The sequence below is a fragment of the Pectobacterium zantedeschiae genome (assembly GCF_004137795.1).
GTDB classification, from domain to species: Bacteria; Pseudomonadota; Gammaproteobacteria; order Enterobacterales; family Enterobacteriaceae; genus Pectobacterium; species Pectobacterium zantedeschiae.
In genome coordinates this window covers 18,615-45,464 of sequence record NZ_NWTM01000007.1, presented here as the reverse complement: position 1 = coordinate 45,464, position 26,850 = coordinate 18,615, and the positions used below count along the sequence as shown (strand labels likewise).

Sequence of the window (26,850 nt, the reverse complement as noted above, 5' to 3'; positions counted from 1 at the left end):
GGATTAAGGCCGCTATTAACCGTAGCGGCTTTTTCAGGTTAAAAAGGCAGGTAATCGCCGCCTGAAATTCTCTGTCAGGTAGTGCGTGTCGGCAAGCAGTTGTTGGCTGGATAGTGAGTATGAAAATTAAAGGCACGGTATGTCACAGCGTTCTTCCTCAGTGATCCCCGGTTTCGGGCTAACGTTAGGGTTTAGCCTGAGCTATTTAGGATTAATTGTTCTTATTCCGTTGGCAGCGATGTTTTTGTATGCCAGCCAACTAACGTTTGGTCAGTTTTGGGATCTGATTACCAGCCGTCAGGTGCTGTTTTCTCTGCGACTTTCGTTTGGTACTGCACTGGCCGCGGCTTTTATTAATGGTATTCTCGGAACCCTGCTGGCGTGGGTGCTCGTCCGTTATACCTTCCCCGGTCGTAAAGTGATTGACGCCATGATCGATATGCCTTTCGCGCTGCCAACCGCCGTGGCAGGGATTGCTCTGACGGCATTGTATGCACCGAATGGCCTGATTGGTTCACTATTTCCATTCAAAATTGCCTACACCGGCATTGGCATCACGTTGGCGCTCATTTTCGTCACGCTGCCTTTCGTGGTCAGAACGCTGCAACCGGTGCTGGCTGATATTCCGAAAGAAGTGGAAGAGGCCGCTGCCTGCCTTGGCGCACGCCCGCTTCAGGTTTTCCGCCATGTATTACTTCCCGCGCTGTTACCAGCATGGCTGACGGGCTTTGCTCTGGCCTTTGCTCGCGGCGTAGGGGAATACGGTTCGGTGGTGTTTATCGCGGGAAATATTCCTTTTAAAACTGAAATCCTGCCGCTGCTGATTGTCTCCAAGCTCGATCAGTATGATTACAAGGGAGCAACCGGGATCGGCGTGTTCATGCTGCTGGTTTCTTTCATTATGCTGCTGCTGATTAACGTATTGCAGCGCCGCATTCAACCGAAACTGTAAGGCTGGTCGTCATGGAACAGGTTATTTCCGCTCAGGCCAACGCGGCTAAAAGAAAAAAACAGCCCGCAGCCTATTACATTCTGGTTTCACTGGCGTGGATCGTCTTTTTCCTGATTCTGGTGCTACCGCTGATGATGGTGGTGACTCAGGGTTTGGATAAAGGCATTGGCGCATTTTGGGACGCGATTAGCGAACCGGATGCGATCTCTGCGCTTAAGCTGACGTTACTCGCGACCGTCATTTCCGTGCCGTTAAACGTAGTGTTTGGGCTGGCGACGGCGTGGTGTGTGACGAAATTCGAATTTCGTGGCAAGAGCTTTTTGCTGGCGCTGATCGATTTACCCTTTTCCGTTTCACCCGTTGTGGCGGGGTTGGTGTATGTGCTGCTGTTCGGGGCGCAAAGCAAAATCTATCCCTTCCTGCTCGAACACGATCTGCAAATTGTTTACGCCGTACCGGGCATTGTACTGGCGACGATTTTCGTCACATTGCCTTATGTTGCCCGTGAGCTGATTCCGCTAATGGAAGAACAAGGGTCGCAGGAAGAAGAAGCGGCTCGGCTGCTGGGGGCGAACGGCTGGCAAATGTTCTGGCACATTACGCTGCCGAATGTGAAATGGGCACTGATTTACGGTGTGGTGTTGTGTACCGCACGCGCGATGGGGGAGTTTGGCGCAGTTTCCGTCATTTCCGGCCATATTCGTGGCCTGACTAACACGCTGCCGCTGCACATCGAAATTCTTTATAACGAGTACAACATCGTTGCTGCTTTCAGCGTAGCGATTCTGCTGCTGCTGATGTCACTGGTGGTGCTGCTACTGCGCCAGTGGAGTGAAGGTCGGTTGACGAAGCAAATACAGAAACAACAGGAGTTGGCCAAAAATGAGCATTGAGATTCGCAATATTAATAAACAATTTGGTCAGTTTCGGGCGCTGAACGAGATTAATTTGTCGATCCACAGCGGCGAGCTGGTGGCGCTGTTGGGGCCATCTGGCTGTGGTAAGACGACATTGCTGCGTATTATCGCTGGGCTGGAGCAGCCGGATAGCGGCAGTATCATCTTCCACGGTCAGGATGTGTCCGTCCATGATGTACGTAAACGCAACGTAGGGTTTGTCTTTCAGCATTACGCGCTGTTCCGCCACATGACGGTGTTCGATAATGTCGCCTTTGGGTTGCGGATGAAGCCGAAGAATATCCGCCTATCGAAAAGTGAGATCGAAAAGAAAGTGCATGAATTGCTGAATCTGGTGCAGTTGGATTGGCTGGGGGATCGCTATCCTGAACAGCTTTCTGGCGGCCAGCGTCAGCGTATTGCACTGGCACGTGCATTGATCGTTGAGCCGAGCATTCTGCTGCTGGATGAACCTTTTGGTGCGCTGGATGCCAAGGTACGTAAGGAGCTGCGTCGCTGGCTATCTCAACTGCATGAAGATATCGATCTGACATCAGTATTTGTGACACACGATCAGGAAGAGGCAATGGAAGTCGCCGATCGTATCGTGCTGATGAACAAAGGTGTGATTGAACAAATTGGTACGCCTGCGGAAGTGTATAACAACCCGGCCAGCGAATTTGTTTACCATTTCCTTGGCGACAGTAACCGTCTGAAAGTGGCGCAAACGGAAGAAACCATTTTGTTCCGTCCGCATGAAGTGTCGTTGTCTGTTCAGGCTCAGGATGGCTATCAGGCGGTGACGGTTCGCGATATTCGTCCTCTTGGCGCTTTGACGCGCCTGTCGTTGAAATTGGGCGAACAGTCGGAGCTGATTGAAGCTGAAGTCGCAAAAGACGATGCGAGTTTACATGGGTTACAGAAAGGTGATGTTATCCAATTCAAACCCAAACGTTACAGTCACGATTGGGAAATCTGATCGGCAGGCTGACGATAGAAATAAAAAACCCGCGAAGTTCGCGGGTTTTTTGTCTTTACGGTTAATACTTGCGGTTGAAAGAATTAACGATAAGCGGGATTAGAGGCAACAGAGTAACGGCCGCTGCCAACCAGCATAATGATAATGCCAGCGAAGAAATAGAGTGCTTCCAGTTCCAGTGCCCAGGCACCAACTTCGGTCAGCGTGAAGAATTTACCCATGCCCACCATCAGCGTAGCGACAACCAGCGTCAGCGCAGCAATCAGGCCAGAAATACGGGTAAACACGCCCAGAATAATCAGAATCGGTGCAACGACTTCACCCATATAAACGCCATAAGCGATAAAACCTGGCAGGCCTGCGCCTTGCAGCATCTGTACGATCCAGCCTACGCCGTGCTCAATTTTTGCTACGCCGTGAAACAGCAGCAGAATACCCACGGTTAAACGCAGTAAAAGTTTACCTGCATCGGGATGATCGGTTAAACGCGTGAACCACTGATTCAACTGAGAAATCATACTAGACAACCTCGTGAGTTAGCTAAAAGTGCTATTGGATATAAAGCGGCAGTGTCGTCGATTTAACGCCTGAATAGAAAACAAATAAATTTGATATTTTCTGTCAAAAAATTAGGTGAAGCGTGTCAACGCGGATAAGCATAGCACCATAATTGCGGGGGCTAACGATAAATGGGTGTTCAACACCCATCACGCCGCAGCTGTTTGGGAGGTCGCGTAATGGCAGCGCAGAACATCACGCTGCCGTATCGGTTATCTTGCGCTTCAATAGTCAATCGAATAAGTCAGAGCGAACGTACGTCCCTGCGCTGGCAGACTGGAAAGTTTTCCATAGGTGGCTTCGGCTTGTTGGCTGTAGACGGTTTTATAGTCCCGGTTTGCCAGGTTGTAGATGCCAAAGCCGACCTGGCCGCCCAACAATGGGGCATGAGCGATAAGGTCGAACACGGTATAACCCTGAATTTTTGCTGCTGGCGTGGAGCGGATGCTTGAACTGACGGCCGCGGATTTGGCGTCATTATAAGCGCGGTCAGTTCCGCCGACGGTCAGGGATTGTAGGCGTAATCCGTATCCATCAGCAAATGCCCAGTCGCTGTATAACGTCGCTTTCAGCGGCGATACGCGGAACGCGTTCAGTTCTCGCCATTCGCCTGCGGCATCTTTATATTCGCCTCGGGTGTAGGCAAGCGTGCCGCCGACGTTCCAGCTTTCGGACAGCGGGTATTGCAGGTTGCCTTCCATGCCCCAGATACGCTCATCGGTATCGGCCACTGACACGCTATAGTCACGGTTGAACTGTACCACCTTATCGGACGTGTTGTAGAACGCAGTAACGCCAGCATTCAGGCCATGGTTATCCCTCATGCGCCAACCGAGTTCATAGTTGTTGACTTTGATTGAGTCGATGCTGTCACCGTTAATGGTGAATGTCGCCGGTACGTCGCGCAACATGCGTTGTGTGTCGGGCAGGCTGAAGCCTTGAGAAAAGTTGGTGAACAGTTGATGGGTATCGGTCAACTGGTACACCAACCCCAGGTTATACAATGTTTCTCCATGCTTCACCTGGCCGCCTTCGAGCTGTTTGGCCTGATAGCCCGCTACCCTATCCGCAGTGATGGCTTCGCTGTAGGGCGTTGAGGTGGAAACCTTGTTGCGGATGGTCTCGTGGCGTATGCCCGCCTGTAGGTTAAGGCGTTGAGTCAGCGCATAGTCCGATTGCAGGAATAGACCGGTTTTGTCCACCTTAACATTCGGCCCCATGGCGTAACGGTTTTCGGCTTGATAACGCAAGCCGTTACTGGCGATGAAGGTATTAAGACCGTAGGATTGCCCACTTTGGCTGTCTTTTTCCTGTTCGTAGTCAAGGCCATAGGTTAGCTCTAGGTCGCGCCCTGCCAGACTCATGTTTTTTTGCAATGCGGTACGCGTGCCCCAGACATCAATATCCGTATTGGATTGCATTGCCACATACGTGCTGCCACCAGGTAGCGCTGAGTGCGTTACCGCGGAGACGGAAGGGAACCAGCGTGATTGCTCTTTGCGATAATAGGCTTCAGCCGTTAACTGTTGACCACCCAGTATGTCCCGATTTTGGTATTGAGTATTGAAGCCGTAATGTCGAGTTCGGGGCTGTTCGTCAAGTTGTAGCCCTTTGATGCCCTTGAGGCTGGGCTGAAAAGTCGCGGGAGAGAACAGTGCGGCCAGTCCGGGTCCGTAATCAGGGCCGTAGTCGCTGTCTTGTTCATCATTGTAATACCTGAATGCGCCGCTCAACTGCTGGTTGTCGTCCAGATTCCAGGTCAGCCGGCTATTGAAATCGAGACTGGTTGTGTCCTGGCGATCGGTTTGGGCAATTTCCGGCCCGATCCGATTCCCGTGGGCATTGCGCATGTCCCCTAGGGCGGTATAGTTCAGCCCGGCAAAGCCGCTGATGTCATCGTTATGGAAAGATGCGGTTTGCGTACCGCTGTAGGCCATACCCGATTTAGACGGCTTATCTGCGCTTTTCAAGCCAAATTGGCTGCTGAAAGCATAAGGTTCATCATCGGCATTACGGGTGATGATATTGATAATGCCCCCCGTAGCGCCCGCACCGTAGAGGCTTGTGGCTCCCGATACGACTTCGACACGTTCGATCATCGTCGGAGAGATGCTGTTTAGCTGTCGCGAACCGTCACGCGAACCGGTCAGTGGTACGCCGTCGATCATGACCTGTACCGTACGTCCGCGCATGGTCATCCCGTAGTTGCTGGTGGTGCCGGATGCAGTGGCCAGACCAGGAACTAACTGGCCGAGGATATCTGCGGTAGATCTGCCAGCGGAGGATTGCTTGGCGATATCTTCGCGTTCAATGCTGTAAACCGTTCCAGCGATGTCGGCAATGTTTTTCACCGAACGGGCAGCCGTAACCGTCATGATATCGGTGTCCTGCGTCTGGCTGCGAGTTTGCTGCACTGAAGTCACATCGGTCTGTGCATACGCCTGAGCACTGATTGCCAGACTCAAGAAGGTTACCCGCGCGGGCGGCGCAAGATATCGCATAATGTCTCCTGAATAACTAAATGATAAGGGTTAAATAGTCTTGGTAAGATGTTGTCTGATGAGCGGTCGGCATAGCAGGACGCTAAGTAGCGACAGAACGCCGAGCAGCAGATAATAAGCGCCATAGCCCAGCCCAACTGCGAGAAAGCCGGAAAGTGAACCGCCAAGGAAAAACACCAGAAGTTCAACGCACACCAGCACAGTGAAGTCGGTGCCTGCCTGTCGGCGTGAGCACAGACGCATGAACAGCGCATAAAGGCTGGTCATTGCCATGTAGCGGATCGCCAGCATGACGATGACCAGTGTGCCGAGCCAAAATCCTGAAGTCATGGCTGAGCCGCTATAGAGCAGCACAGCGAGCAGCAGATAGACGCCACTGCGCAGCCAGCCAGCACGAATCAACAGTACGTCGGACGAGTAGCGTTTAAGTGCCCACGCTGTGAGAATTGCGCTCAGTAACCCGATCCCCGCCCCAGCCACCGACATCAAAAGGCCGATTTGTACCAGCGTCCATTGTTGGTCGACCAGCAATGGATTAAGCATTGCCATTGCGGGGGCTTCAACCAGTCGATAGAGCAGAATAAGCAGCAAAGCCCAACGTATTTCACGACGCCTAAACGTATTGGCGAAGCTCGGACGTTCAGACGTTGGGGAGAGCCGGGGTCGTTCATTAATCCAGGTGACAGCGATCATCGTCAGTGCAGTCAAGACCGCCAGAGACAGCAATGCGCTGCGCCAGCCATACAACTGATACAGTAACAGGATGCCTGCACCGCCGATCATGCTGCCCAGCGCCACGCCGATGCTTTGTGCCATGCTGCCAAGACGATGATCTGACTCTGCTAGTGATTCCACCGTATAGCCGTCGATGGCGATATCCTGCGTAGCAGCCCAGGTCGAGATCCATAATCCAATCAGTACGAATGGCAGTAATCCGTAATCCAGTCCGGTGAACGCCAGAATCAGTACACCAGTTGCCAGCGCCATTTGCGTCAACCATAACCAAGTGCGGCGACGCCCCAGGATCGGCAGATAAAAACGGTCAATTAACGGTGCCCAGAGAAATTTGCAGGCCCAGGGCAGGTAAAGCAGTGAAAGCATTCCTATCCAGCGCAGATCCACTCCCTGACTACGCAGAATGCTCGGCATAGCGACATTGTAGAAATAAAGCGGCAGGGCATGCGCTAAATAGAGGATCACGATCGCCGTCAGTCCTAATCGGCTGATCGGTGCGAACTCATACGTTCGTGTCATCATTCACCCTGTCCATCAGACGTCCAGCAATCCAGTTATAGCCCTCGGATTTATCCAGTGTGACGAAGTACGGCACGCCCCAGGTTCGGTGCAGTGCGGGGGCATCCAGACGTGCCTGTTCGGATGCGTTACGGGCAATACGCACCAAACCACGGCAGTAGCGCTGAAACGCAGGTTTGTGCTGTCGATACCAGAATGCCTGAATGGATCGGTAATCGGGGGAGAACTCGGTGTGCGCTAACGTGCTGGCAATGAAGAAAAAGGGTTTTTTCGATTCAAGGAGATGCTCGATGTGCGCTAACCATTCACGTATTTCCTCAGCGCTGACGCTTTCCTGAAACACTGCCTCGACCAGTGCAGTGTGCGTGACACGTAAAACCATGCGTTGTTACCCTTGAAATGAAAAACGTCACAGACCTTAGACAGTCGATTGCCGTCATGTTACAAATGAGAATACTTCTAATTCAAAACGTCCGCTTAGGCTAAAAAAAGAAAAAGTTAGGCGCGACGAAATTTATTCAGGTATGTTTCATGCGTGTATTTACCTGTGGCCAATTAAGTCAGGCTGCCAGCGAACAGGGAGGGAGACTGCACTTCGGTCATGAGTTACCGACCGATCAGCCTGTATTGGCTGGCAGGCAGCGAATTCAGTCCTTAGGCAATGGTCTGGTGCTGTATTTGAGCCAGAGTGAAGACTTAATCGATGCTTTTAGTCAGAATTTGCTATCACCGGGTATTACTGCCGCGTTTCTACTCCAGGGAGAAGCGGATGTGAGTCTGGCAGGCCAGCGTTTGCGTTTCGACGCTCATTGCGCCCGCCAGCGCGCAATGTTGGTTAATTTGACGGATAGCGATCAGTTTCAGCGTCATTGGCAGGCTGGTCGACGGGAAACCAAGATCTGCCTGAGTTTCAGTCCGGCCTGGTTTGAACGGTTCGCCAACGAGAGTAGCCTGTGCAGTAGCAGTTTGTTGCAATTCAGGCGTTCACACTGGCAAAGCCTTTCCTGGCAACCTGCACCGGATGTCCTGCAACGTGCCTGCCAACTAGCTTTTGATGATCTGTCCCCTGTTTCGCTTATCCAACGTTTGCAATGCGAGAGTTTCGCGCTGGATCTGGCGACGGACATTTTACGGAGTATTGATGCGTCACCCGGGAAAAAGCGTTTTGGCGCTCATCTTGAATGTTGCCTGGTACGTTTGAAAGACTGGCTGGATAGCGGAGAAGCCGATCGCCTGAGTATCGGACAGATGGCTAAAGCGTTGGGGACTAATTCGGTCGATTTGCAGAATGGTTTTCGCACTCGTAACGGTATCACTATTGCTGCCTACCTACGCAAGCATCGGCTGGAACGCGCCTATCAGGCGCTCCATAGACATGCGGTGTCGGTGGATGAAGCTGCCGTGCTGGCGTGCTATGAACATGTCAGTAGTTTCAGCGCAGCGTTTAAGAAGCAGTATGGTTTTCCACCGTCACAGATCAGATAGGGCAGGGGTAAGCATCATTGGTTTGGGCTGCCCCGTCTCTCCATTTTTTTTCTTCATTTTGATGATAATAGAGGTAGGTGGGGGCGCAGGCTGACACTTTTAGCATTAATGCTGACGATATAATGTTGCTAGCAAAAAAGCTGTAATAGGTACATTGACCTGAACACAGGTATTCTAAGGCTCACCCTTGCAGGGCCAACGCAAGCGTTGTTCAAAACCATTTTCAATGATTTTGTCTCACCTACACGACACGTGCAACAGGTAATATTTGGTGGATTTACTTCATAGAGGATTCACTTTGCGGAAGTGGTGGGTCGTGCAGGATTCGAACCTGCGACCAATTGATTAAAAGTCAACTGCTCTACCGACTGAGCTAACGACCCGCAGAAGTGGTGGGTGATGACGGGATCGAACCGCCGACCCCCTCCTTGTAAGGGAGGTGCTCTCCCAGCTGAGCTAATCACCCACTTCTGAACTACATTTACTTCTTGATTTACTTCAACTTCCAATAAGAAGACCAGCTGGTAGAGATTGGTGGGTGATGACGGGATCGAACCGCCGACCCCCTCCTTGTAAGGGAGGTGCTCTCCCAGCTGAGCTAATCACCCAATCTCAAATCTTCTTACTCTACACAGCGAGCTACTCTTACTTAAAACCAGTAAAGAGTGGTGGGTGATGACGGGATCGAACCGCCGACCCCCTCCTTGTAAGGGAGGTGCTCTCCCAGCTGAGCTAATCACCCCCGCTGTGTGGAGTCGCATTATAGGGATCCTTGAATGTGAGTCAACGCTTTTTAAAACTAAAATGATTGTTCGTTGCAAAATTAGGCAAGGCGTCGTATTTATCGCCGTTAGCGCTGTATCCTTGTGCAATTCAGTCGGCTATCTTGCTCCTTCAACCACAATAAAAGCACGTGCGGCATGTTACGGCGTTGAGGAATCGAAGCAGAGTGATAGAATGTTGCCCACTTTTGTTCTCTGAGCTTATGTCGGTCTGTGCCGACAGCCGTTGCGTAATAAGGCTGTAATCCCAAATGAAAATCAAAACTCGTTTCGCCCCTAGTCCTACTGGCTATCTTCACGTTGGCGGCGCTCGTACCGCACTTTACTCTTGGCTGTTTGCCCGTCATCAGGACGGCGAGTTCGTGCTGCGTATTGAAGATACCGATCTGGAGCGTTCAACTCAGGACGCGATTGATGCCATTATGGATGGTATGAACTGGCTGAGCCTGAACTGGGATGAAGGCCCGTACTACCAGACTAAACGCTTTGATCGCTACAACGCCGTTATTGATCAGATGCTGGAAAACGGTACGGCCTATAAGTGTTACTGTTCTAAAGAGCGTCTGGAAGCACTGCGCGAGCAGCAGATGGAGAAGGGTGATAAGCCACGTTATGATGGCTGTTGCCGTGGTTCCCATGAGCATCATGCTGACAGTGAGCCGCACGTTGTGCGTTTCCTTAACCCGCAGGAAGGTTCAGTCATTTTTAATGACCGCATTCGTGGGCCGATCGAATTCAGTAATCAGGAACTCGATGATCTAATCATCCGCCGTACTGACGGTTCACCGACCTACAACTTCTGTGTCGTTATCGATGACTGGGATATGGAAATCACGCATGTTATTCGTGGTGAAGACCATATCAACAACACGCCGCGCCAGATCAACATCCTGAAAGCACTGGGCGCACCAGTACCGGAATATGCGCATGTGTCGATGATTCTGGGCGATGACGGTAAGAAATTATCCAAGCGTCACGGCGCAGTTGGTGTGATGCAATACCGCGATGATGGCTATCTGCCGGAAGCACTGCTGAATTATCTGGTGCGTTTAGGCTGGTCATCTGGCGATCAGGAAATCTTCTCTATTGATGAGATGAAATCTCTGTTCTCACTGGATGCGGTCAGCAAGTCTGCGAGCGCCTTCAATACTGAGAAGCTGCAATGGCTGAACCATCATTATATTAATCATCTGCCAGCAGAATACGTGGCAACACATTTGTCATGGCATATTGAGCAGGCAGGAATTGATACTCGCACTGGACCGCAGTTGAGCGAACTGGTCGGTCTGTTGGGCGAACGCTGTAAAACGCTGAAAGAAATGGCGGACTCTTGCCGTTATTTCTATGAAGATTTTGCTGAGTTTGACGCCGATGCGGCGAAGAAACACCTGCGTCCGGTTGCACGTCAACCGCTTGAACTGGTACGTGAGAAGCTGGCAGCGATCACTAGCTGGACGGCGGAGAACATCCATCACGCTATTCAGGGGACGGCGGACGAGCTGGGTCAGGGGATGGGCAAGGTTGGTATGCCATTGCGCGTTGCGGTAACGGGTGCAGGCCAGTCACCGGGTGTTGATGTTACTGTGCACGCAGTTGGTCAACAGCGTTCGCTGGCGCGTATTGATAAAGCGCTGGCGTTCATCGCCGAGCGTGAAACCCAGCAGTAATCGTTAGTGCGTGAATCACGTTATATAAAACAGACCCCGGCCAAATAGCCGGGGTTTTTTATGGTGGGTATAGAACATTATTGACCAGCGATAGCGACCGCTTTACCGATAGCATCGGGAATCACGTCACCATGTCCCTTTCCAGGGAACAGAATAAAGTCGGCTTTTGTGCCTTGTTCATTGAGTTGTGCTGCCAGCATTTTTGCCCTTTCCACCATTTTTCTTTGGCTGAGTCGTTCTGCCCGTTTTTCATCAACGGGTTGACCCGCCCGTGTTTTGACTGGCTCATCTTCATTCGCTCCCGCTGTAATGGTAATTGACCGCGGCTGAGTAGCGAGCAGTGGCGTTCTTGCCGGAATCACAATGCCATTGCCCCACCAGATAGATGGGCTTGCGGCGACATAATGCTGGAAAGACTTAGTGTGATTAAAAAGTGTGTAGAGCGTAAACAGGCCGCCGAAAGAGTGCCCGGCAAGCGTTTGTTTTTGTTTATTGACGGCATAGTTTGCGTCAACCCAGGGTTTTACCGTGGATTGCAGGAATTGATAAAACGCCTCGGCTTCACCGCCTGTGGCAAAGTCTGGATCGGTGAGTGTGGTTGGCGGCGTGTAGTCTCGCGTTCTGGCGGGAACATCGTAAGGTTTATCAATCGGATAACCGATAGCAATAATCAGCGGTGCTGCACCGTTTTTTGCATTATAGCTGTTTACGGCAACAGGAAACTGGGCATTGCCGTCCAGCATGTATAGCACCGGATAGCCACCTTCTGGCACGGGCTGGTGGGGGATCGCAATGAAAATCAGGTAAGAATGTTGTGTATTGCTTTGCATCTCAACGTGCTTGAACTCAAATTGAGCTTTTGCTTGTTCGGTAATATCAGGAATAGTTGGCTCGGCCCGAACGGGTAACATGCCAGATGTAGATATCATCAGAGAAAATACAATCATAGGAAAATAGCGCATGTGCTGGGTGCTTAATAGAAGAAAAAGCGTAACGTGAGTCGATGATAATAAATCGCGTTATCGTTGACAGCTTTTTATTGTGATTATGATGATGTGACTCCGTCATTGCTGCCTGTTTTTTCTTACCTTTGGCGTCTTTTTCAGCGGTTAATCGGATAACCGGATTTAGCCGTTGACACTGCTAATCGGGTTTCATATTATGCGACCCGTTCGCACAGTACTTGTCTTTATGGTAATGCTGTAAGATATGGGGCTATAGCTCAGCTGGGAGAGCGCTTGCATGGCATGCAAGAGGTCAGCGGTTCGATCCCGCTTAGCTCCACCAAACACTCCCTCTGTTTGGTTGATTATCACGAACATTCCACACGTTGTGGGGCTATAGCTCAGCTGGGAGAGCGCTTGCATGGCATGCAAGAGGTCAGCGGTTCGATCCCGCTTAGCTCCACCAAATCATCGAATGACTTCCTATTATTTATCCTTCTCGATTTATTCAGACTCAATCACTGTTTTTCATTTGATTAATTATTCTGTAAGCGGTTTTTTTATAAACGATAGTTGGCTGCCCTCACTCTTTGAAAGCAACCAAACTGTTACCGCTTAAGCCTCTTCCGGGAGCTTTGGCGTCCAGTCTATTGGTGACAGCCCTTGCTGTTCCAGAAGCTGATTGGCCTGCGAAAAATGCTTACAGCCCAGAAATCCTCGATGTGCAGACAGTGGAGAAGGGTGTGGTGACTTCAAAATATGGTGACGCTGTTGGTCAATGATGTTGCCTTTTTTCTGTGCATGCGAGCCCCACAAGAGAAAGATCAGACCTTCCCGCTGCTCATTTAATGCAGTAATGACGCGGTCCGTAAAGGTTTCCCAGCCCAAATTGGCATGTGAATGCGCTTGCCCAGCTTCAACCGTCAGTACGGTGTTTAGCAATAGAACGCCTTGCTCCGCCCAGCTTTGTAGAAAACCGTGTCGTGGAATTTCAAATCCAGGGATATCGCTCGCCAGTTCTTTATAGATATTACCCAGAGAGGGCGGTGCGGGTACACCTGGACGTACAGAAAATGACAGTCCGTGGGCCTGATTTGGACCGTGATAAGGATCTTGCCCCAGAATGACGACTTTGACTTGATGCAGTTCGGTAAAGCGGAACGCGTTAAAAACATCTTTCTGCGGGGGATAGATTATCTTGCCCGCAGCCCGCTCTTTCCCTACGAATTCAAGGGTGTTGATGAAATAAGGCTGCTGCTTTTCTTGTGCCAGCACGTCATGCCAGGTGAGAGAGGTCGCCATCATGGACTCTTTTTTTACAGGTTGAATGGTGTTGTAGGTAGCTTACCGATCTATCGTGCCGAGGTAAAACCGTAACCGCTATTGTTGGGATGAAAGAGACTTTTTTGAAAAAAAAATTGAAAATTTACAAAAATATTTGCAATTCGGCACGTTGGTAAAATTGATATAAAACAATATATTGTCTTCGTGTGGTTGATTTGCGGGGCTTTAAAATTGATTTAAGTCAAAGATGTCTGGCTATCAGGCTGGTATATAAGAGGGCAGAGAAACATAGTTTTATACGATCGTGACGAAATCTGGCAGCTTTTTGCCGATAGCGATTTTACTAAGTTAGTTTTAACTAAGACAATAACACGCCGTTTTACGGAGGCAATTATGGTTACTGGTATTCAAATCACCAAGGCTAACGACAGCACTCTGATCAATTCCTTCTGGTTGCTGGATGAAGAAAAATCACAGGCGCGTTGCGTGTGTGCTAAATCTGGTTATAGCGAAGATCAAATCGTTCCAATGAGCGATCTAGGTCAGATCGAGTATCGTGAAATTCCGTTGGAAATTAAACCTGAAGTGCGTGTAGAAGGTGGCCAACACCTGAACGTAAACGTTCTGCGCCGTGAGACGCTGGAAGATGCCGTTAAGCACCCGGAAAATTATCCACAGCTGACCATCCGTGTATCTGGCTACGCTGTGCGTTTCAACTCACTGACGCCGGAACAACAGCGCGACGTTATCGCTCGTACTTTTACCGCAAGCCTGTAAGTTGTTGCTTAAGCCTTAACAAAAAGGGAGCCGAAGCTCCCTTTTTTACATCTATATAAAACATAGACTGTTTTATTCAGCAGACGGTTCGTCAGTTTTCTGCGTTGGTTTACGACGCTTACCAATATTTTTACTGTCGCGGTCACGAACCTTCACTTTAACTTTTTCTTTTTCCTTCTCTTTTTTCTCTTTCCGCTTGGCGAGCACTTTTTTCGACGGTTTGCCCGTCGTTTTGGCGCTTGGCGCTTTGGTCTCTGGGCGAAGCTCCTCAATGACGCGCGGTTTTAGCGGCTCATTCAGGTAGCGGCTGATTTTTCCCAGCAGCAGGTGATCGTGCGCTTCAACGAAAGAGATGGCACAGCCTTTGCGACCCGCGCGGCCAGTGCGACCGATGCGGTGCAGGTAAGTATCGGCTGTGCGCGGCAAGTCGAAGTTAAATACGTGGCTGACATCGTCAATATCGATGCCGCGTGCTGCGATATCTGTTGCCACGAGCACGTTAACCCGACCGTCGCTCATGCGTTTGATCGCTTCGTTGCGCTTGGCTTGCACCATTTCGCCTTCGAGATAGCATGAGTTAATACCAGCTTCATGCAGCCAGGATACGAGCTCATGCACCCGCTCACGCTTGCGTACGAAGATGATAGAACGCGTAACATCTGGCTGTTTTAACTGATGGCAGAGCAGGGCCGTTTTGTGTTTGAGATCGTCGGCGCGGTAATACCATTGCAGAATCTTTTTACGTTCCCGACGTGATGGATCAGACTCGATTTCAACTGGTTCATTGAGCAAACGCTCGGCGAAATCCTTGATCGCGTCCCCTTCCAGCGTCGCAGAAAACAGCAGCGTTTGTTTGCGCCAGCGGGTTTCCCCGGCGATGTGTTCGATATCCTGGGCAAAGCCCATATCCAGCATTCTGTCTGCTTCATCCAGAATCAGTGTTTCTACCGCGCGGCAATCGAAGTTTTCTTCTTTAATATATTGCAGCAAGCGGCCCGTCGTCGCGACGACGACATCCTGATTTTCACTGAATACTTCTGCGTGGTTCATGTACGCTACACCGCCAGTGATAGTGGCGATATCCAGGTGCGTATGTGCAGCAAACGCCCGTGCTTGATCGGCTACCTGCATGGCGAGTTCACGAGTTGGCGTGAGGATCAGAATACGAGGTGGACCTGATTTTTTACGAGGGAAATCGATAAGATGCTGCAAAACCGGCAGCAGATAAGCGGCGGTTTTGCCTGTTCCTGTTGGCGCTGAACCCAGTACGTCACGGCCTTCCATCGCCGGAGGAATTGCCTCGGCCTGAATCGCAGTCGGACGTTCATAACCCATATCACGCAGGGCGTCTAACAGGCTTTCATCAAGATCGAGCTCGGAAAAATTGGTTACAGTCATGGTCTACCTCTATTTGGGGCGCCGATTATAGACGGATTGGCCGGTTTCTTCACCTGTTTAAGCAGACATCGGCACTTTTCCTGTACTCATGTTTCACCTATGCTACTGCGGTTTGTGTTTGGAATCTTATTTTCATGAGTCATCAGGCTGATAATAAACTGACATTGCGTCGAGATGGATTTACCTTCAAGCAATTCTTTGTGGCGCACGATCGCTGTGCAATGAAGGTTGGAACCGATGGTATTCTTCTGGGGGCCTGGGCACCCGTGTCTTCTGCCTCGCGGATCTTGGATATTGGCAGTGGATCAGGTCTCCTCGCGCTGATGCTGGCTCAGCGTTCCGAGTCGCATATTCAGATTGATGCCGTCGAGCTGGATAGCGCAGCCAGCCAGCAGGCGAAAGAAAACATTTCTGCTTCTCCATGGGCTGACAGGATAACGGTTTATGCTGAGGATATTGTAGATTTCGCCGCGATGCGAAGCGCCGATTATTCGCTGATTATCAGCAATCCACCTTATTTCTCACCGGGGATCGCGTGTGGCTCAGCTCAGCGTGAGCAGGCGCGCTACACTACCTTGTTAACTCACGACGTGCTATTGCGCTGTGCTCATCAACTGTTGGTGCCCGAAGGGCTGTTTTGTGTGGTGCTGCCTGTTCAGGTTGCGGAGCACTTTATTCCTCTGGCACAGCAACATAATTGGCATGTCCAGCAACAGCTCTGTGTATCTGAACGGGAAGAGAGGCCTGCGCATCGCGTTTTGCTGGCGCTGTCTCGTCAGGGAAGGGAATGTGTAAATTCCTCATTGGCAATTCGTGATGCCGAGAAACGTTATTCGACGGATTTTCAGCGACTGACAAAAGACTTCTATCTTTTTATGTAGGTGGCAGACGCTTTGTAGCCGCGTCTGCCTTTTCTGAGGGCGCGATGATTTTTGTGAGCTACGATTTTTTCGAACTATAATTTTTTCAAGCTACGGCACCAGAATCGTTGGTGTTGGTGATTCGAACTGTTCTGGATAGTCCAACGTATAATGCAGCCCGCGGCTTTCTTTCCTTTCCAGCGCACAGCGGACAATGAGTTCGGCGACCTGCACCAGATTACGTAGCTCCAGTAAATTGTTGGAAATACGGAAGTGGGAGTAGTACTCATTGATTTCCTGCTGAAGCAGATGGATGCGGCGTTGTGCGCGTTCTAATCGCTTAGTGGTTCGCACGATCCCAACGTAATCCCACATAAACAGACGCAGCTCATGCCAGTTATGCTGGATCACCACCTGTTCGTCGGAGTTGTCGACCTGGCTTTCATCCCAATCCGGCAATTTTTTCACCGCTTTGATTTGCGGTAAGCGCTGCAAAATATCCTCTGCGGCTGACCAGCCATAAACCAGACATTCCAGCAGTGAATTGGACGCCATGCGGTTTGCGCCGTGCAATCCGGTATAGCTGACTTCGCCAATCGCATACAGGCCGTCAAGGTCGGTACGCCCATGCTGATCAACCATCACACCGCCGCAGGTATAGTGCGCTGCCGGTACGATCGGTATCGCTTCTCGCGTCAGATCGATGCCGAGAGATTGCAGTTTTTCATCGATGGTAGGGAAATGCTGTTTGATGAATGCTTCGGGCTTGTGGCTGATATCCAGATACATGCAGTCTGCGCCGAGCCGTTTCATCTCATGGTCAATCGCTCTGGCAACGACATCGCGCGGTGCCAGTTCGCCTCTGGCGTCGAAATCGGGCATAAAGCGTGTGCCGTCAGGACGTTTAAGGTATGCGCCTTCACCGCGTAGCGCTTCCGTCAGCAGGAAATTTCGCGCCTGTGGATGGAACAGGCAGGTCGGGTGAAACTGGTTGAATTCCAGATTCGCCACGCGACAACCCGCACGCCAGGCCATAGCGATACCGTCGCCGGAGGAAATATCGGGATTCGTGGTGTATTGATAAACTTTGGATGCGCCGCCAGTCGCTAAAACTACCGTTTTCGCCCGGCAGGATTCTACGCGTTCCCGTTCACGGTTCCATATGTAAGCGCCAATAATGCGGCGAGTACCGGGCAAACCCAGCTTATTGGAGGTAATTAAGTCGACGGCGTTACAGCGTTCCATAATCCGAATATTCGGATGGGATAACGCTTTTTGCACCAGTGTATTTTCCACTTCTTTTCCGGTTGCATCCGCGGCGTGTAGAATTCGGCGGTGGCTATGTCCACCTTCGCGCGTGAGATGATAACGTTCTTCGCCGCTGGTGCTGGTTTCGGTATCGAATAGCACGCCTTGTTCGATCAGCCATTGCACGCAGTGTTTGGCATTACTGGCAATGAATTCGACGGCTTCCCTTTCACACAGGCCATCGCCGGCGATCAGGGTATCGTCGATATGGGAATCGATCGTGTCGGTTTCATCGAAAACGGCTGCAATGCCGCCTTGAGCATAAAACGTCGCGCCTTCGTTGAGTGGGCCTTTGCTTAATACCGTCACGTTGGCCTGTGAAGCCAGACGCAGCGCCAGGGAAAGCCCGGCAGCACCGCTGCCAATGATTAAAACATCACAGACGTGTTCAGTGGTCGTTTGCATGGTCGTGTCGTGGGTGCAAAAAGAAGAGGAATTCCGATGGTAGCACCCAACGGTTGATTGCTGTATTGGTTTTTAGCCCCTTCTCTACGCTATAAAGAATAAGCGAATGACGCAGTATGGTGAATCGTGCGAATACCCCAGATTTATCGTATCATCCTCGCAAGAGCGTAGAAGCCTCAGATGAAGACCATGTGTGATGAAATGCGTCATGGTACGCATCGTAAAGACGAGTAACGGCGCTAAGCAAAAGAAAAATGATGACCCGGAACTTTATTGAGCGTCTTGGTTCTAATGAGGAGCTTGCTCTAAATATGACGTATATAACTGGCAGTACTATTTTATGTGTGGAGAACGGATTGAGTAGAGATTACCTCGGATGAGCGAGCAACTGGCAGATCAGGTTCTGGTCGAGCGAGTCCAAAAAGGCGATCAAAAATCGTTTAACTTGTTGGTCGTTCGTTATCAGCATAAGGTAGCGAGCCTGGTATCGCGGTATGTTCCACAAGGGGACGTGCCGGACGTGGTACAGGAATCGTTCATTAAAGCGTATCGCGCGTTGGAATCATTTCGCGGCGATAGTGCGTTCTATACGTGGCTGTATCGCATTGCAGTGAATACGGCCAAGAATTATCTGGTAGCTCAGGGACGCCGCCCGCCTTCCAGCGACATTGATGCGAATGACGCGGAAAACTACGAAAATGCGGGCGCACTGAAAGAAATATCGAACCCTGAGAATTTAATGTTGTCAGAAGAATTACGAAGCATAGTTTTCCGAACTATCGAGTCTTTACCGGAAGATTTACGTTTAGCGATTACGTTGCGTGAATTGGACGGTTTAAGCTACGAAGAGATTGCCGTGATTATGGATTGTCCTGTCGGCACTGTTCGTTCTCGTATTTTTCGAGCGCGGGAAGCTATTGATAATAAAGTACAACCGCTTATTCAGCGCTAGCGAGTGTTTTCAGCTATCCGCATGACTAATGATGGATTTGACAAGGTAAGGGTGTCGGTATGCAGAAAGAGAAACTTTCCGCTTTAATGGATGGCGAAGCAGTAGATTCCGAACTGTTAGGCGCATTGTCACGCGATGATGCGTTGCAGCAAAGTTGGCAAAGTTATCATCTAATTCGTGATACGTTGCGTGGTGACGTTAGCGAAAACGTGATTCACCTGGATATCGCTTCTCGTGTTGCTGCTGCCATCGAAAAAGAACCTGTTCGTCTGGTTCCACAAGCGCAGCCTGAATCTCAGCCACAACCTGTCGAGTGGACGAAGATGCCTTTCTGGCACAAAATCCGCCCGTGGGGTAGCCAGCTGACGCAAGTCGGTGTCGCTGCCTGTGTATCTTTAGCAGTGATTGTTGGGGTACAAAATTATCAGCAGGGTAATGCACCCGAACATGTTGTCGAATCCGGCGTGTTCAGTACTTTACCTGCTATGGGCACTGCCTCACCGGTGAGTTTGGGTGTACCGTCAGAAAATGTTGCCCCTCACAGTGGCCAACAGAAATCCGATATGCAGCGTAATCGCCTTAACGCTATTTTGCAGGACTACGAATTACAGCGTCGGCTGCATGCCGAACACGCTCTGCCGCAGGACGATCAGCAAGCGGCAATTCAGGTGCCTGGCACTCAATCATTAGGAACACAGTCCCGGTAATGAAGCGTGTTTGGTCCGCCGCCTGTTTTCTGATTGGCTGTCTGTTTTATTCTACCTTCGCCCTGGCTCAGAATGTTGAGCCGGGCGTGTTGTTGCAGCAGATGAATAGCGCCATTCGTTCTCTGAATTACGAAATTTCATTTATCAACATCACTCCGCAAGGATTCGAGTCGGTACGGTATCGCCATGCCGTAGTCAACAATCGTTCCTTGGCACAGTTGCTGTTTATGGACGGGCCGCGACGCGAGATTGTGCTGCGTGGTAATGAAGTGAGCTATTTCGATCCCGGTTTTGAGCCGTTTACGCTCACCAGCGATCATATCGTTGACTCTTTCCCTTCTCTGGTTTTCGCTGATTTTCAGAAACTATCGCCTTATTATGACTTTATTCCCGCTGACGGAAGGGTGCGTATTGCCGATCGTTTGGCATCAGGGATTCGGGTCATTTCACGCGATGGGACGCGGTACAGCTATATGGTGTGGATTGATGCGGAATCGAAACTTCCCCTGCGCATTGATTTACAGGATCGTAATGGCGACAAGCGGTTGGAGCAATTTTTAACGACATCGCTGATTGTTGACGATGATGTGGTTGGCGTGATGCGTCCGCTGGAAGGGATTAAACTTCCTCCTGTTTTACCGACGCCTGCCGCAGAGAAAAGTGATTTTACCTGGGAACCAGAATGGTTGCCTGCGGGGATGAAAGCGCTTTCGCACAGCAAAAAAGTCTTGCCCGGCTCATCGATTCCGATTGAAACACGTTTGTACGGCGATGGTTTGTTCAGTTTCTCGATTAATATCAGCCCGTCTTCTGACGTGAGTGAGGAACAGTCTCTGCTGACAGGGCGACGCTCCATTCACACTGTCATACGGGGCAATCGTGAGATTACCGTTGTCGGTGATATTCCTCCTTCTACGGCTAAGCGCGTGGCTGACAGTATTGTTTTGAAGGCGCTGCCATGATTAAAGAGTGGGCAACGGTTGTGTCATGGCAGGATGGCGTCGCGGAGCTGCGGTGTGAACCAAGTGCAGGCTGCGGCACCTGTAAATCACGCTCGTCGTGTGGAACGGGCTTATTAAGCCAGCTCGGACTTTCCGCTGAAAATACGCTGTATGTCTCTTACGATAAACCTTTGGAAATCGGCCAAAAAGTAGAGTTGGGGATTTCTGAAGGACGGCTATTGTTTTCCGCTGCTCTGGTTTACGTTGTCCCATTGGTTGGATTGTTGTTTGGGGCAGCGATTTGCCAAACGTTGTTCGGTACCGATCTGGCTGCGGTTATCGGTGCATTGTTGGGTAGTGGATTGGCGTTTATCGGCGTGAAGCAGTGGGCAAAGCGGTTAGGTAAAAATAAGCGTTATGAGCCTGTTATCCTGCAAATCGCGTTGCCTGGCACGCTATTACAAAATTGATCGGTGCGCCTGAGCGTAAATGGCGCACGGTGCGGAGAACGTGTTCACTATTTTGTTATCTTTCGACACGATGTTTACCACGTAATGACACTTTACTTCCTGCTTTCCTCTCGTTGTTCTGCTATTCCAAATAAAACCGTCATAATCAAGGGGAATGCACCGGACATGACTAGGTTTTCACGCTTCTCGCATGTAGAATGCTGCGATTCAGGTGGAATAACATCGCTGCTGTTTTCACCTATGCGCATGCCCATCGGCAAGAATTTCAGGAATATCAAGGTAGAAAAATTTTTATAATGAAGCATATACGAAATTTCTCCATTATTGCCCATATCGACCACGGTAAATCGACGTTATCTGACCGCATTATCCAAATTTGCGGCGGTTTAACCGAGCGTGAAATGGCAGCGCAGGTTCTGGATTCCATGGATCTGGAGCGTGAACGCGGAATAACGATTAAAGCACAAAGCGTGACGCTGGATTATAAAGCGCAGGACGGCCAAACTTACCAGCTGAACTTCATTGATACGCCAGGGCACGTTGACTTCTCTTATGAGGTTTCTCGCTCGCTCGCTGCCTGCGAAGGTGCGCTGCTTGTTGTTGATGCCGGACAGGGTGTTGAAGCTCAAACGCTGGCTAACTGCTATACCGCGTTAGATATGAATCTGGAAGTCGTGCCTGTTCTGAACAAGATCGACCTGCCTGCCGCTGACCCAGATCGTGTTGCTCAGGAAATTGAAGATATCGTCGGCATTGATGCCACTGATGCGGTTCGCTGCTCTGCAAAAACAGGGATTGGCGTGCCGGATGTTCTGGATCGTCTGGTTCGGGATATTCCTCCGCCGGAAGGCAGTCCTGATGCGCCGTTGCAGGCGCTGATTATCGACTCCTGGTTTGATAACTACCTTGGCGTTGTGTCGCTTGTGCGTATCAAAAATGGCACGATGCGTAAAGGCGACAAAATTAAGGTGATGAGTACGGGTCAGGTGTATAACGCTGACCGTCTCGGTATTTTTACACCAAAGCAGATCGACCGCGATGTATTGAACTGCGGCGAAGTAGGCTGGCTGGTGTGCGCCATCAAAGATATTTTGGGGGCACCCGTTGGGGATACCCTGACGCTGTCGCGTCAGCCTGCTGAAAAAGCGTTGCCGGGCTTCAAGAAAGTCAAACCGCAGGTCTACGCGGGCCTGTTCCCTATCAGTTCTGACGACTACGAAGCATTCCGTGATGCCTTAGGTAAGCTGAGTCTCAATGATGCCTCTCTGTTCTATGAACCAGAAAGCTCTACCGCACTGGGCTTTGGCTTCCGCTGCGGTTTTCTGGGTCTGCTGCACATGGAGATCATTCAGGAACGTCTGGAGCGTGAGTACGATCTGGAACTGATCACCACGGCACCGACGGTAGTGTATGAAGTAGAAACGACGGCTAAAGAAACCATTTATGTCGATAGCCCGTCTAAACTGCCGCCGCTGAATAATATTCAGGAACTGCGCGAGCCGATTGCTGAGTGTCATATGCTGATGCCTCAGGAATATTTAGGCAATGTGATTACGCTTTGTATTGAGAAGCGTGGCGTGCAGACAAACATGGTGTATCACGGTAATCAGGTTGCGTTGACGTATGAAATCCCGATGGCTGAAGTGGTGCTCGATTTCTTTGATCGCCTGAAATCAACCTCTCGTGGTTATGCATCGCTGGATTACGGCTTCAAACGTTTCCAGACATCAGACATGGTGCGCGTTGATGTATTAATCAACAACGAGCGTGTCGATGCATTGGCCCTGATTACTCACCGTGATAATTCACAATATCGTGGCCGTGAGTTCGTCGAAAAGATGAAAGAACTCATTCCGCGTCAGCAGTTTGATATTGCGATTCAGGCTGCGATTGGTAACCACATTATTGCGCGCTCTACGGTTAAGCAACTGCGTAAAAACGTACTGGCCAAGTGTTATGGTGGCGACGTTAGCCGTAAGAAGAAACTGTTGCAGAAACAGAAAGACGGTAAGAAACGCATGAAGCAGGTCGGTAATGTCGAACTGCCACAAGAAGCGTTTCTGGCAATTTTGCACGTCGGCAAAGACAGTAAATAAATTCTGAGGAGTTGGCATGGCCAATATGTTTGCCGTAATTCTGGCATTGGTGACGCTGGTCACGGGGATAGTCTGGTGTTTAGAGCGCTTCGTTTGGGCGCCCGCTCGCCGGAAAAAATTTGCTGCTATGAGCGGCACCGATCTGGCTGATGGCGCGGTTTCATCGAAAGCCATTGAACAACCAGGCTGGATTGAGACGATAGCATCCGTATTCCCTGTCGTTGCTTTGGTATTGGTTGTGCGCTCCTTTATTTATGAGCCGTTTCAAATTCCATCTGGTTCGATGATGCCGACGTTGTTGATCGGTGATTTTATTCTGGTGGAAAAATTTGCCTATGGCATTAAAGAACCCTTCACGCAGCAAACTCTGATCGAAACGGGGCACCCGAAGCGTGGCGATGTGGTGGTGTTTAAATATCCGTCCGATCCGAAGGTGGACTTTATCAAACGCGTGGTTGGTGTGCCGGGCGATCGCGTCAGCTATAACCCGTTGACCAAGCAGGTAACGATCCGTCCATCGTGTCAGGGGCAGCAGGCTTGTGATACGGCACTGGCGGTCACATACAGTAATGTGCAACCTAGTGACTTTGTTCAGACTTTCAACCAACCTGGGGTGGAGTCGCGTGGCGGTTTCTATCAGGTGCCTGCCAATGACAACAGCGTAGAGGGTGTCCGTATGGGCGCGCGCAAAGAGTCATTAGGCAATGTAACGCACAATATTCTGTTGGTGCCGGGTCAGCAGGATCAGCTCGGTGGTTATTATCAGCAATCGCAGCAGCAGCTTGCGACATGGGTTGTCCCAGCAGGGCACTACTTCATGATGGGTGATAACCGAGACAACAGCCTGGATAGTCGTTATTGGGGCTTTGTACCCGAGAGAAATCTGGTCGGCAAAGCTACAGCTATCTGGATGAGCTTTGAGAAGCAGGAAGGTGAATGGCCTACAGGTGTACGTTTGAGTCGCATTGGTGGTATTCATTAATCAAAAGTAAGCATTGATGAAAATAAGATACAGGCAGCATTCTGATTCTGTCCGTTGTAGAATATTTTCTGAAACGTTCTTTTTGAAAGAACATGCCCTAAATAGTGCGAGTTGCAGGACAAAACGTTATCGTTTGAACCTCGTTAACGAACATGCAGCGCGAAGTATGACGGGCAGAAAGGCAGGCTCCCTTATGGGAGCCAATGCAAACGAAACAGTTTTGACCAAATTGGTAAGCAGGGCTGTTCCGTATGCTGCTGTTTTTGACGCATCGTTGATCTATTGGTAACACATGAATCCCATCCTGATAAATCGTTTACAAAGAAAGCTGGGCTATACTTTTCAGCAGTACGAGCTTTTGTTACAGGCGTTGACGCATCGTAGCGCCAGCAGCAAACACAATGAAAGACTCGAATTCCTGGGTGATTCCATCCTGAGTTTTGTGATCGCCAATGCGCTGTATCACCGTTTCCCCAAGGTTGATGAAGGGGATATGAGCCGGATGCGAGCAACGCTGGTACGGGGAAACACGCTGGCGGAAATTGCGCGTGAATTCGAACTGGGAGAGTGCTTGCGCCTTGGTCCCGGTGAGTTAAAAAGCGGTGGTTTTCGTCGTGAATCAATTCTGGCTGATACGGTCGAAGCGCTGATTGGTGGAATTTTCCTCGACAGTGACATCTTGAATATCGAACGTTTGATCTTGAATTGGTATCAAACGCGTCTGGATGAAATCAGTCCCGGCGATAAGCAAAAAGATCCGAAAACGCGGTTGCAGGAATTTCTGCAAGGGCGTCATCTACCTTTACCAACCTATTTGGTGGTACAGGTTCGTGGGGAAGCCCACGATCAGGAATTTACTATCCACTGTCAGGTGAGCGGCTTTAGTGAGTCGGTCATTGGCACCGGATCGAGCCGTCGTAAAGCTGAACAGGCTGCGGCTGAACAAGCGTTGAAAAAACTGGAGCTTGAATGAGCGAAGTACAGACACACTGCGGTTTTGTCGCGATTGTTGGTCGACCAAACGTCGGAAAATCGACGTTATTGAATCAATTGCTGGGGCAGAAGATCTCGATTACGTCACGTAAGCCCCAGACGACGCGGCACCGCATCATGGGGATTCATACAGAGGGGCCTTATCAGGCTATCTATGTGGATACACCGGGGCTGCATATTGAAGAGAAACGGGCGATTAACCGCCTGATGAACCGTGCAGCTAGCAGCTCAATTGGTGATGTTGAGCTGATCATTTTCGTTGTCGAAGGTACACACTGGAACGACGACGATGACATGGTATTGAATAAACTGCGCGATCAGAAACTCCCGGTACTGTTGGCGATTAATAAAGTCGATAACGTCACAGATAAAACCAAGCTGTTGCCGCATATCCAGTTCTTGAGCCAACAGATGAACTTCCTTGATGTCGTTCCGATCTCTGCGGAGAAGGGCACGAATGTTGATACGATTGCCAGCATTGTGCGTAAGCACTTGCCACAGGCAACACATCACTTCCCGGAAGATTACATCACCGATCGTTCTCAGCGTTTTATGGCATCGGAAATTATCCGTGAAAAGCTGATGCGTTTCCTGGGTGAAGAATTGCCGTATTCCGTGACGGTCGAAATCGAGCGTTTCGTGACTAACGATCGCGGCGGTTATGACATCAATGGCCTGATTCTGGTTGAACGTGAAGGCCAGAAGAAGATGGTCATTGGCAATAAAGGTGCCAAAATTAAAACCATTGGTATCGAGTCTCGTCAGGATATGGAAGAGATGTTCGAAGCCAAGGTGCACCTTGAGCTGTGGGTCAAAGTGAAATCCGGCTGGGCAGATGACGAACGAGCCCTGCGTAGCTTGGGTTATAGCGAAGACCTGTAAGGTTCACGCCGATGGAAGGCTGGCAGCGCGCATTTGTCTTACATGGGCGACCTTACAGTGAAACCAGTTTATTGCTGGATCTGTTTAGTGAAAGCGATGGTCGGGTTCGTGTGCTTGCCAAAGGCGCACGAGCTCGCCGCTCTAGCCTGAAAGGTTGCTTACAGCCTTTCACTCCGCTGCTGGTGCGCTGGAGCGGGCGGGGAGAAGTGAAAACATTACGCAGTGCAGAACCCGTCTCGCTGGCGCTGCCGCTGACTGGCTCGATGCTGTATAGCGGTTTATACGTTAATGAACTGCTGTCTCGCGTGCTGGAGCATGAAACCAATTATTCTGCCCTTTTCTTTGATTATCTCCACTGTTTACAAAACCTTGCTGCACAAGATGCTTCTCCTGAACCGGCATTAAGGCGCTTTGAACTCGCCTTACTGGGCTATTTGGGATATGGCGTCGATTTCCTGCATTGTGCGGGCAGCGGTGAACCCGTGGCAGATACTATGACCTATCAATACCGAGAGGAAAGGGGGTTTATTGCCAGCCTGGTTGTCGATAATAAAAGTTTTACCGGACATGAGTTACATTCACTGGCGTCGCGTGAATTTCCTGACATTGGCACTCTGAAGGCTGCAAAGCGTTTCACCCGCATCGCGTTAAAGCCTTATCTGGGGGGGAAACCGTTGAAAAGTCGTGAGCTGTTTCGGCAGTTCGTTCCTGCTGCTAATTTACCCAAACCCACCTCTTCTGATAAATAATCCCTTTTCGTCAGTACCCTGACGCTGT

The 26,850-nt window shown here is 50.3% G+C and carries 25 protein-coding genes and 6 tRNA genes; 18 read left to right on the top strand and 13 right to left on the bottom strand.

Translation table 11 applies throughout. The annotated features are described in order from the left end of the window. Positions 1–139 precede the first annotated feature (139 nt). From cysT to CLR69_RS22095, 3 genes are read left to right on the top strand one after another with little or no spacing between them, the layout of a single operon-like run. Complete coding sequence (gene cysT / locus CLR69_RS22105; protein ID WP_107168728.1) at positions 140–952, top strand: sulfate ABC transporter permease subunit CysT; 813 nt, start codon at positions 140–142, stop codon at positions 950–952. 11 nt (positions 953–963) lie between these two features. Further along, complete coding sequence (gene cysW, locus CLR69_RS22100) at positions 964–1,845, top strand: sulfate ABC transporter permease subunit CysW (RefSeq protein ID WP_129712019.1); 882 nt, start codon at positions 964–966, stop codon at positions 1,843–1,845. Next, a complete protein-coding gene (locus CLR69_RS22095; RefSeq protein WP_129710181.1) occupies positions 1,835–2,827 on the top strand; it encodes a sulfate/molybdate ABC transporter ATP-binding protein in 993 nt (330 codons plus the stop codon). Before cysW ends, CLR69_RS22095 begins: the two co-directional genes overlap by 11 nt. Positions 2,828–2,910: 83 nt before the next feature. On the opposite strand, the gene CLR69_RS22090 is transcribed toward CLR69_RS22095, so the two are convergent. The 4 genes from CLR69_RS22090 to CLR69_RS22075 form a co-directional block, all read right to left on the bottom strand. Next, complete coding sequence (locus CLR69_RS22090; protein ID WP_129712018.1) at positions 2,911–3,345, bottom strand: DoxX family protein; 435 nt, start codon at positions 3,343–3,345, stop codon at positions 2,911–2,913. A 264-nt stretch (positions 3,346–3,609) separates the two neighbouring features. Next, positions 3,610–5,886, bottom strand: coding sequence for a TonB-dependent receptor (locus CLR69_RS22085; RefSeq protein ID WP_129712017.1), 2,277 nt, complete (start codon positions 5,884–5,886; stop codon positions 3,610–3,612). A gap of 30 nt (positions 5,887–5,916) precedes the next feature. Next, entirely contained in the window at positions 5,917–7,143 is a 1,227-nt protein-coding gene (locus CLR69_RS22080; protein ID WP_129712016.1) for an MFS transporter, read from the bottom strand. Further along, the gene (locus CLR69_RS22075; RefSeq protein WP_129712015.1) at positions 7,124–7,522 is read right to left on the bottom strand and encodes a hypothetical protein; all 399 of its coding nucleotides are present in this window, start codon (positions 7,520–7,522) and stop codon (positions 7,124–7,126) included. Before CLR69_RS22075 ends, CLR69_RS22080 begins: the two co-directional genes overlap by 20 nt. A gap of 149 nt (positions 7,523–7,671) precedes the next feature. On the opposite strand from CLR69_RS22075, the gene CLR69_RS22070 reads away from it, so the two are divergent. Further along, positions 7,672–8,625 (top strand): helix-turn-helix transcriptional regulator, encoded by a 954-nt coding sequence (locus tag CLR69_RS22070; RefSeq protein ID WP_129712014.1) that lies wholly within the window; start codon positions 7,672–7,674, stop codon positions 8,623–8,625. 307 nt (positions 8,626–8,932) lie between these two features. Here the strand turns inward: CLR69_RS22070 and CLR69_RS22065 are convergent. The 4 genes from CLR69_RS22065 to CLR69_RS22050 all read right to left on the bottom strand — a co-directional run bounded on the left by CLR69_RS22065 (position 8,933) and on the right by CLR69_RS22050 (position 9,367). Further along, a tRNA-Lys gene (locus tag CLR69_RS22065) sits at positions 8,933–9,008 on the bottom strand. 7 nt (positions 9,009–9,015) lie between these two features. Further along, positions 9,016–9,091: transfer RNA gene (locus CLR69_RS22060), tRNA-Val, on the bottom strand. A gap of 66 nt (positions 9,092–9,157) precedes the next feature. After that, positions 9,158–9,233 (bottom strand) — tRNA-Val (locus CLR69_RS22055). Between the two features lie 58 nt (positions 9,234–9,291). Then, positions 9,292–9,367 (bottom strand) — tRNA-Val (locus tag CLR69_RS22050). A 291-nt stretch (positions 9,368–9,658) separates the two neighbouring features. Here CLR69_RS22050 and gltX point away from each other — a divergent pair. Continuing rightward, positions 9,659–11,074, top strand: coding sequence for a glutamate--tRNA ligase (gltX, locus tag CLR69_RS22045; protein WP_129710168.1), 1,416 nt, complete (start codon positions 9,659–9,661; stop codon positions 11,072–11,074). 77 nt (positions 11,075–11,151) lie between these two features. On the opposite strand, the gene CLR69_RS22040 is transcribed toward gltX, so the two are convergent. Beyond that, a complete protein-coding gene (locus tag CLR69_RS22040; protein ID WP_242451676.1) occupies positions 11,152–12,021 on the bottom strand; it encodes an alpha/beta hydrolase in 870 nt (289 codons plus the stop codon). 264 nt (positions 12,022–12,285) lie between these two features. Here CLR69_RS22040 and CLR69_RS22035 point away from each other — a divergent pair. Continuing rightward, positions 12,286–12,361 (top strand) — tRNA-Ala (locus CLR69_RS22035). A gap of 47 nt (positions 12,362–12,408) precedes the next feature. Further along, a tRNA-Ala gene (locus CLR69_RS22030) sits at positions 12,409–12,484 on the top strand. A 149-nt stretch (positions 12,485–12,633) separates the two neighbouring features. Here the strand turns inward: CLR69_RS22030 and ung are convergent. Next, entirely contained in the window at positions 12,634–13,320 is a 687-nt protein-coding gene (ung, locus tag CLR69_RS22025) for a uracil-DNA glycosylase (RefSeq protein ID WP_129712012.1), read from the bottom strand. A gap of 375 nt (positions 13,321–13,695) precedes the next feature. On the opposite strand from ung, the gene grcA reads away from it, so the two are divergent. After that, a complete protein-coding gene (grcA, locus tag CLR69_RS22020) occupies positions 13,696–14,079 on the top strand; it encodes an autonomous glycyl radical cofactor GrcA (protein WP_129710162.1) in 384 nt (127 codons plus the stop codon). Between the two features lie 72 nt (positions 14,080–14,151). Here the strand turns inward: grcA and srmB are convergent, their stop codons facing one another. Continuing rightward, positions 14,152–15,477: an ATP-dependent RNA helicase SrmB gene (gene srmB, locus CLR69_RS22015; RefSeq protein WP_129710160.1), complete on the bottom strand. Its 1,326-nt coding sequence runs from the start codon at positions 15,475–15,477 to the stop codon at positions 14,152–14,154. 134 nt (positions 15,478–15,611) lie between these two features. On the opposite strand from srmB, the gene trmN reads away from it, so the two are divergent. Continuing rightward, positions 15,612–16,358: a tRNA(1)(Val) (adenine(37)-N(6))-methyltransferase TrmN gene (trmN, locus tag CLR69_RS22010; RefSeq protein WP_129712011.1), complete on the top strand. Its 747-nt coding sequence runs from the start codon at positions 15,612–15,614 to the stop codon at positions 16,356–16,358. Positions 16,359–16,448: 90 nt separating this feature from the next. Here trmN and nadB read toward each other — a convergent pair whose 3' ends face one another. Beyond that, entirely contained in the window at positions 16,449–18,050 is a 1,602-nt protein-coding gene (gene nadB / locus CLR69_RS22005) for an L-aspartate oxidase (RefSeq protein ID WP_129712010.1), read from the bottom strand. 376 nt (positions 18,051–18,426) lie between these two features. On the opposite strand from nadB, the gene rpoE reads away from it, so the two are divergent. The 4 genes from rpoE to rseC are packed head-to-tail and all read left to right on the top strand — an operon-like array spanning position 18,427 to position 21,120. Continuing rightward, positions 18,427–19,002: an RNA polymerase sigma factor RpoE gene (gene rpoE, locus CLR69_RS22000; protein WP_005973561.1), complete on the top strand. Its 576-nt coding sequence runs from the start codon at positions 18,427–18,429 to the stop codon at positions 19,000–19,002. 59 nt (positions 19,003–19,061) lie between these two features. Continuing rightward, the gene (rseA, locus tag CLR69_RS21995) at positions 19,062–19,709 is read left to right on the top strand and encodes an anti-sigma-E factor RseA (RefSeq protein WP_039308763.1); all 648 of its coding nucleotides are present in this window, start codon (positions 19,062–19,064) and stop codon (positions 19,707–19,709) included. Continuing rightward, a complete protein-coding gene (gene rseB / locus CLR69_RS21990; protein ID WP_129712009.1) occupies positions 19,709–20,671 on the top strand; it encodes a sigma-E factor regulatory protein RseB in 963 nt (320 codons plus the stop codon). The genes rseA and rseB overlap by 1 nt, the downstream gene beginning before the upstream one ends. Continuing rightward, positions 20,668–21,120, top strand: coding sequence for a SoxR-reducing system protein RseC (gene rseC, locus CLR69_RS21985; RefSeq protein ID WP_129712008.1), 453 nt, complete (start codon positions 20,668–20,670; stop codon positions 21,118–21,120). The genes rseB and rseC overlap by 4 nt, the downstream gene beginning before the upstream one ends. 92 nt (positions 21,121–21,212) lie before the next feature. On the opposite strand, the gene CLR69_RS21980 is transcribed toward rseC, so the two are convergent. Further along, complete coding sequence (locus tag CLR69_RS21980; protein WP_129710148.1) at positions 21,213–21,425, bottom strand: hypothetical protein; 213 nt, start codon at positions 21,423–21,425, stop codon at positions 21,213–21,215. Between CLR69_RS21980 and lepA the strand changes: the two genes are divergently transcribed. From lepA to recO, 5 genes are all read left to right on the top strand, one after another. After that, the gene (lepA, locus tag CLR69_RS21975) at positions 21,417–23,216 is read left to right on the top strand and encodes a translation elongation factor 4 (RefSeq protein ID WP_129710146.1); all 1,800 of its coding nucleotides are present in this window, start codon (positions 21,417–21,419) and stop codon (positions 23,214–23,216) included. The two genes, CLR69_RS21980 and lepA, sit on opposite strands and share 9 nt — an antisense overlap. 16 nt (positions 23,217–23,232) lie before the next feature. Next, complete coding sequence (gene lepB, locus CLR69_RS21970) at positions 23,233–24,198, top strand: signal peptidase I (protein ID WP_129710144.1); 966 nt, start codon at positions 23,233–23,235, stop codon at positions 24,196–24,198. A 292-nt stretch (positions 24,199–24,490) separates the two neighbouring features. After that, entirely contained in the window at positions 24,491–25,171 is a 681-nt protein-coding gene (gene rnc, locus CLR69_RS21965; RefSeq protein WP_012822897.1) for a ribonuclease III, read from the top strand. Beyond that, positions 25,168–26,073 carry a GTPase Era gene (gene era, locus CLR69_RS21960; protein ID WP_129710142.1) on the top strand — a complete coding sequence of 302 codons (906 nt, stop codon included), beginning with the start codon at positions 25,168–25,170 and terminating at the stop codon, positions 26,071–26,073. The genes rnc and era overlap by 4 nt, the downstream gene beginning before the upstream one ends. A gap of 11 nt (positions 26,074–26,084) precedes the next feature. Further along, entirely contained in the window at positions 26,085–26,822 is a 738-nt protein-coding gene (gene recO, locus CLR69_RS21955) for a DNA repair protein RecO (protein ID WP_129712007.1), read from the top strand. The last annotated feature ends 28 nt before the right edge of the window (positions 26,823–26,850 follow it).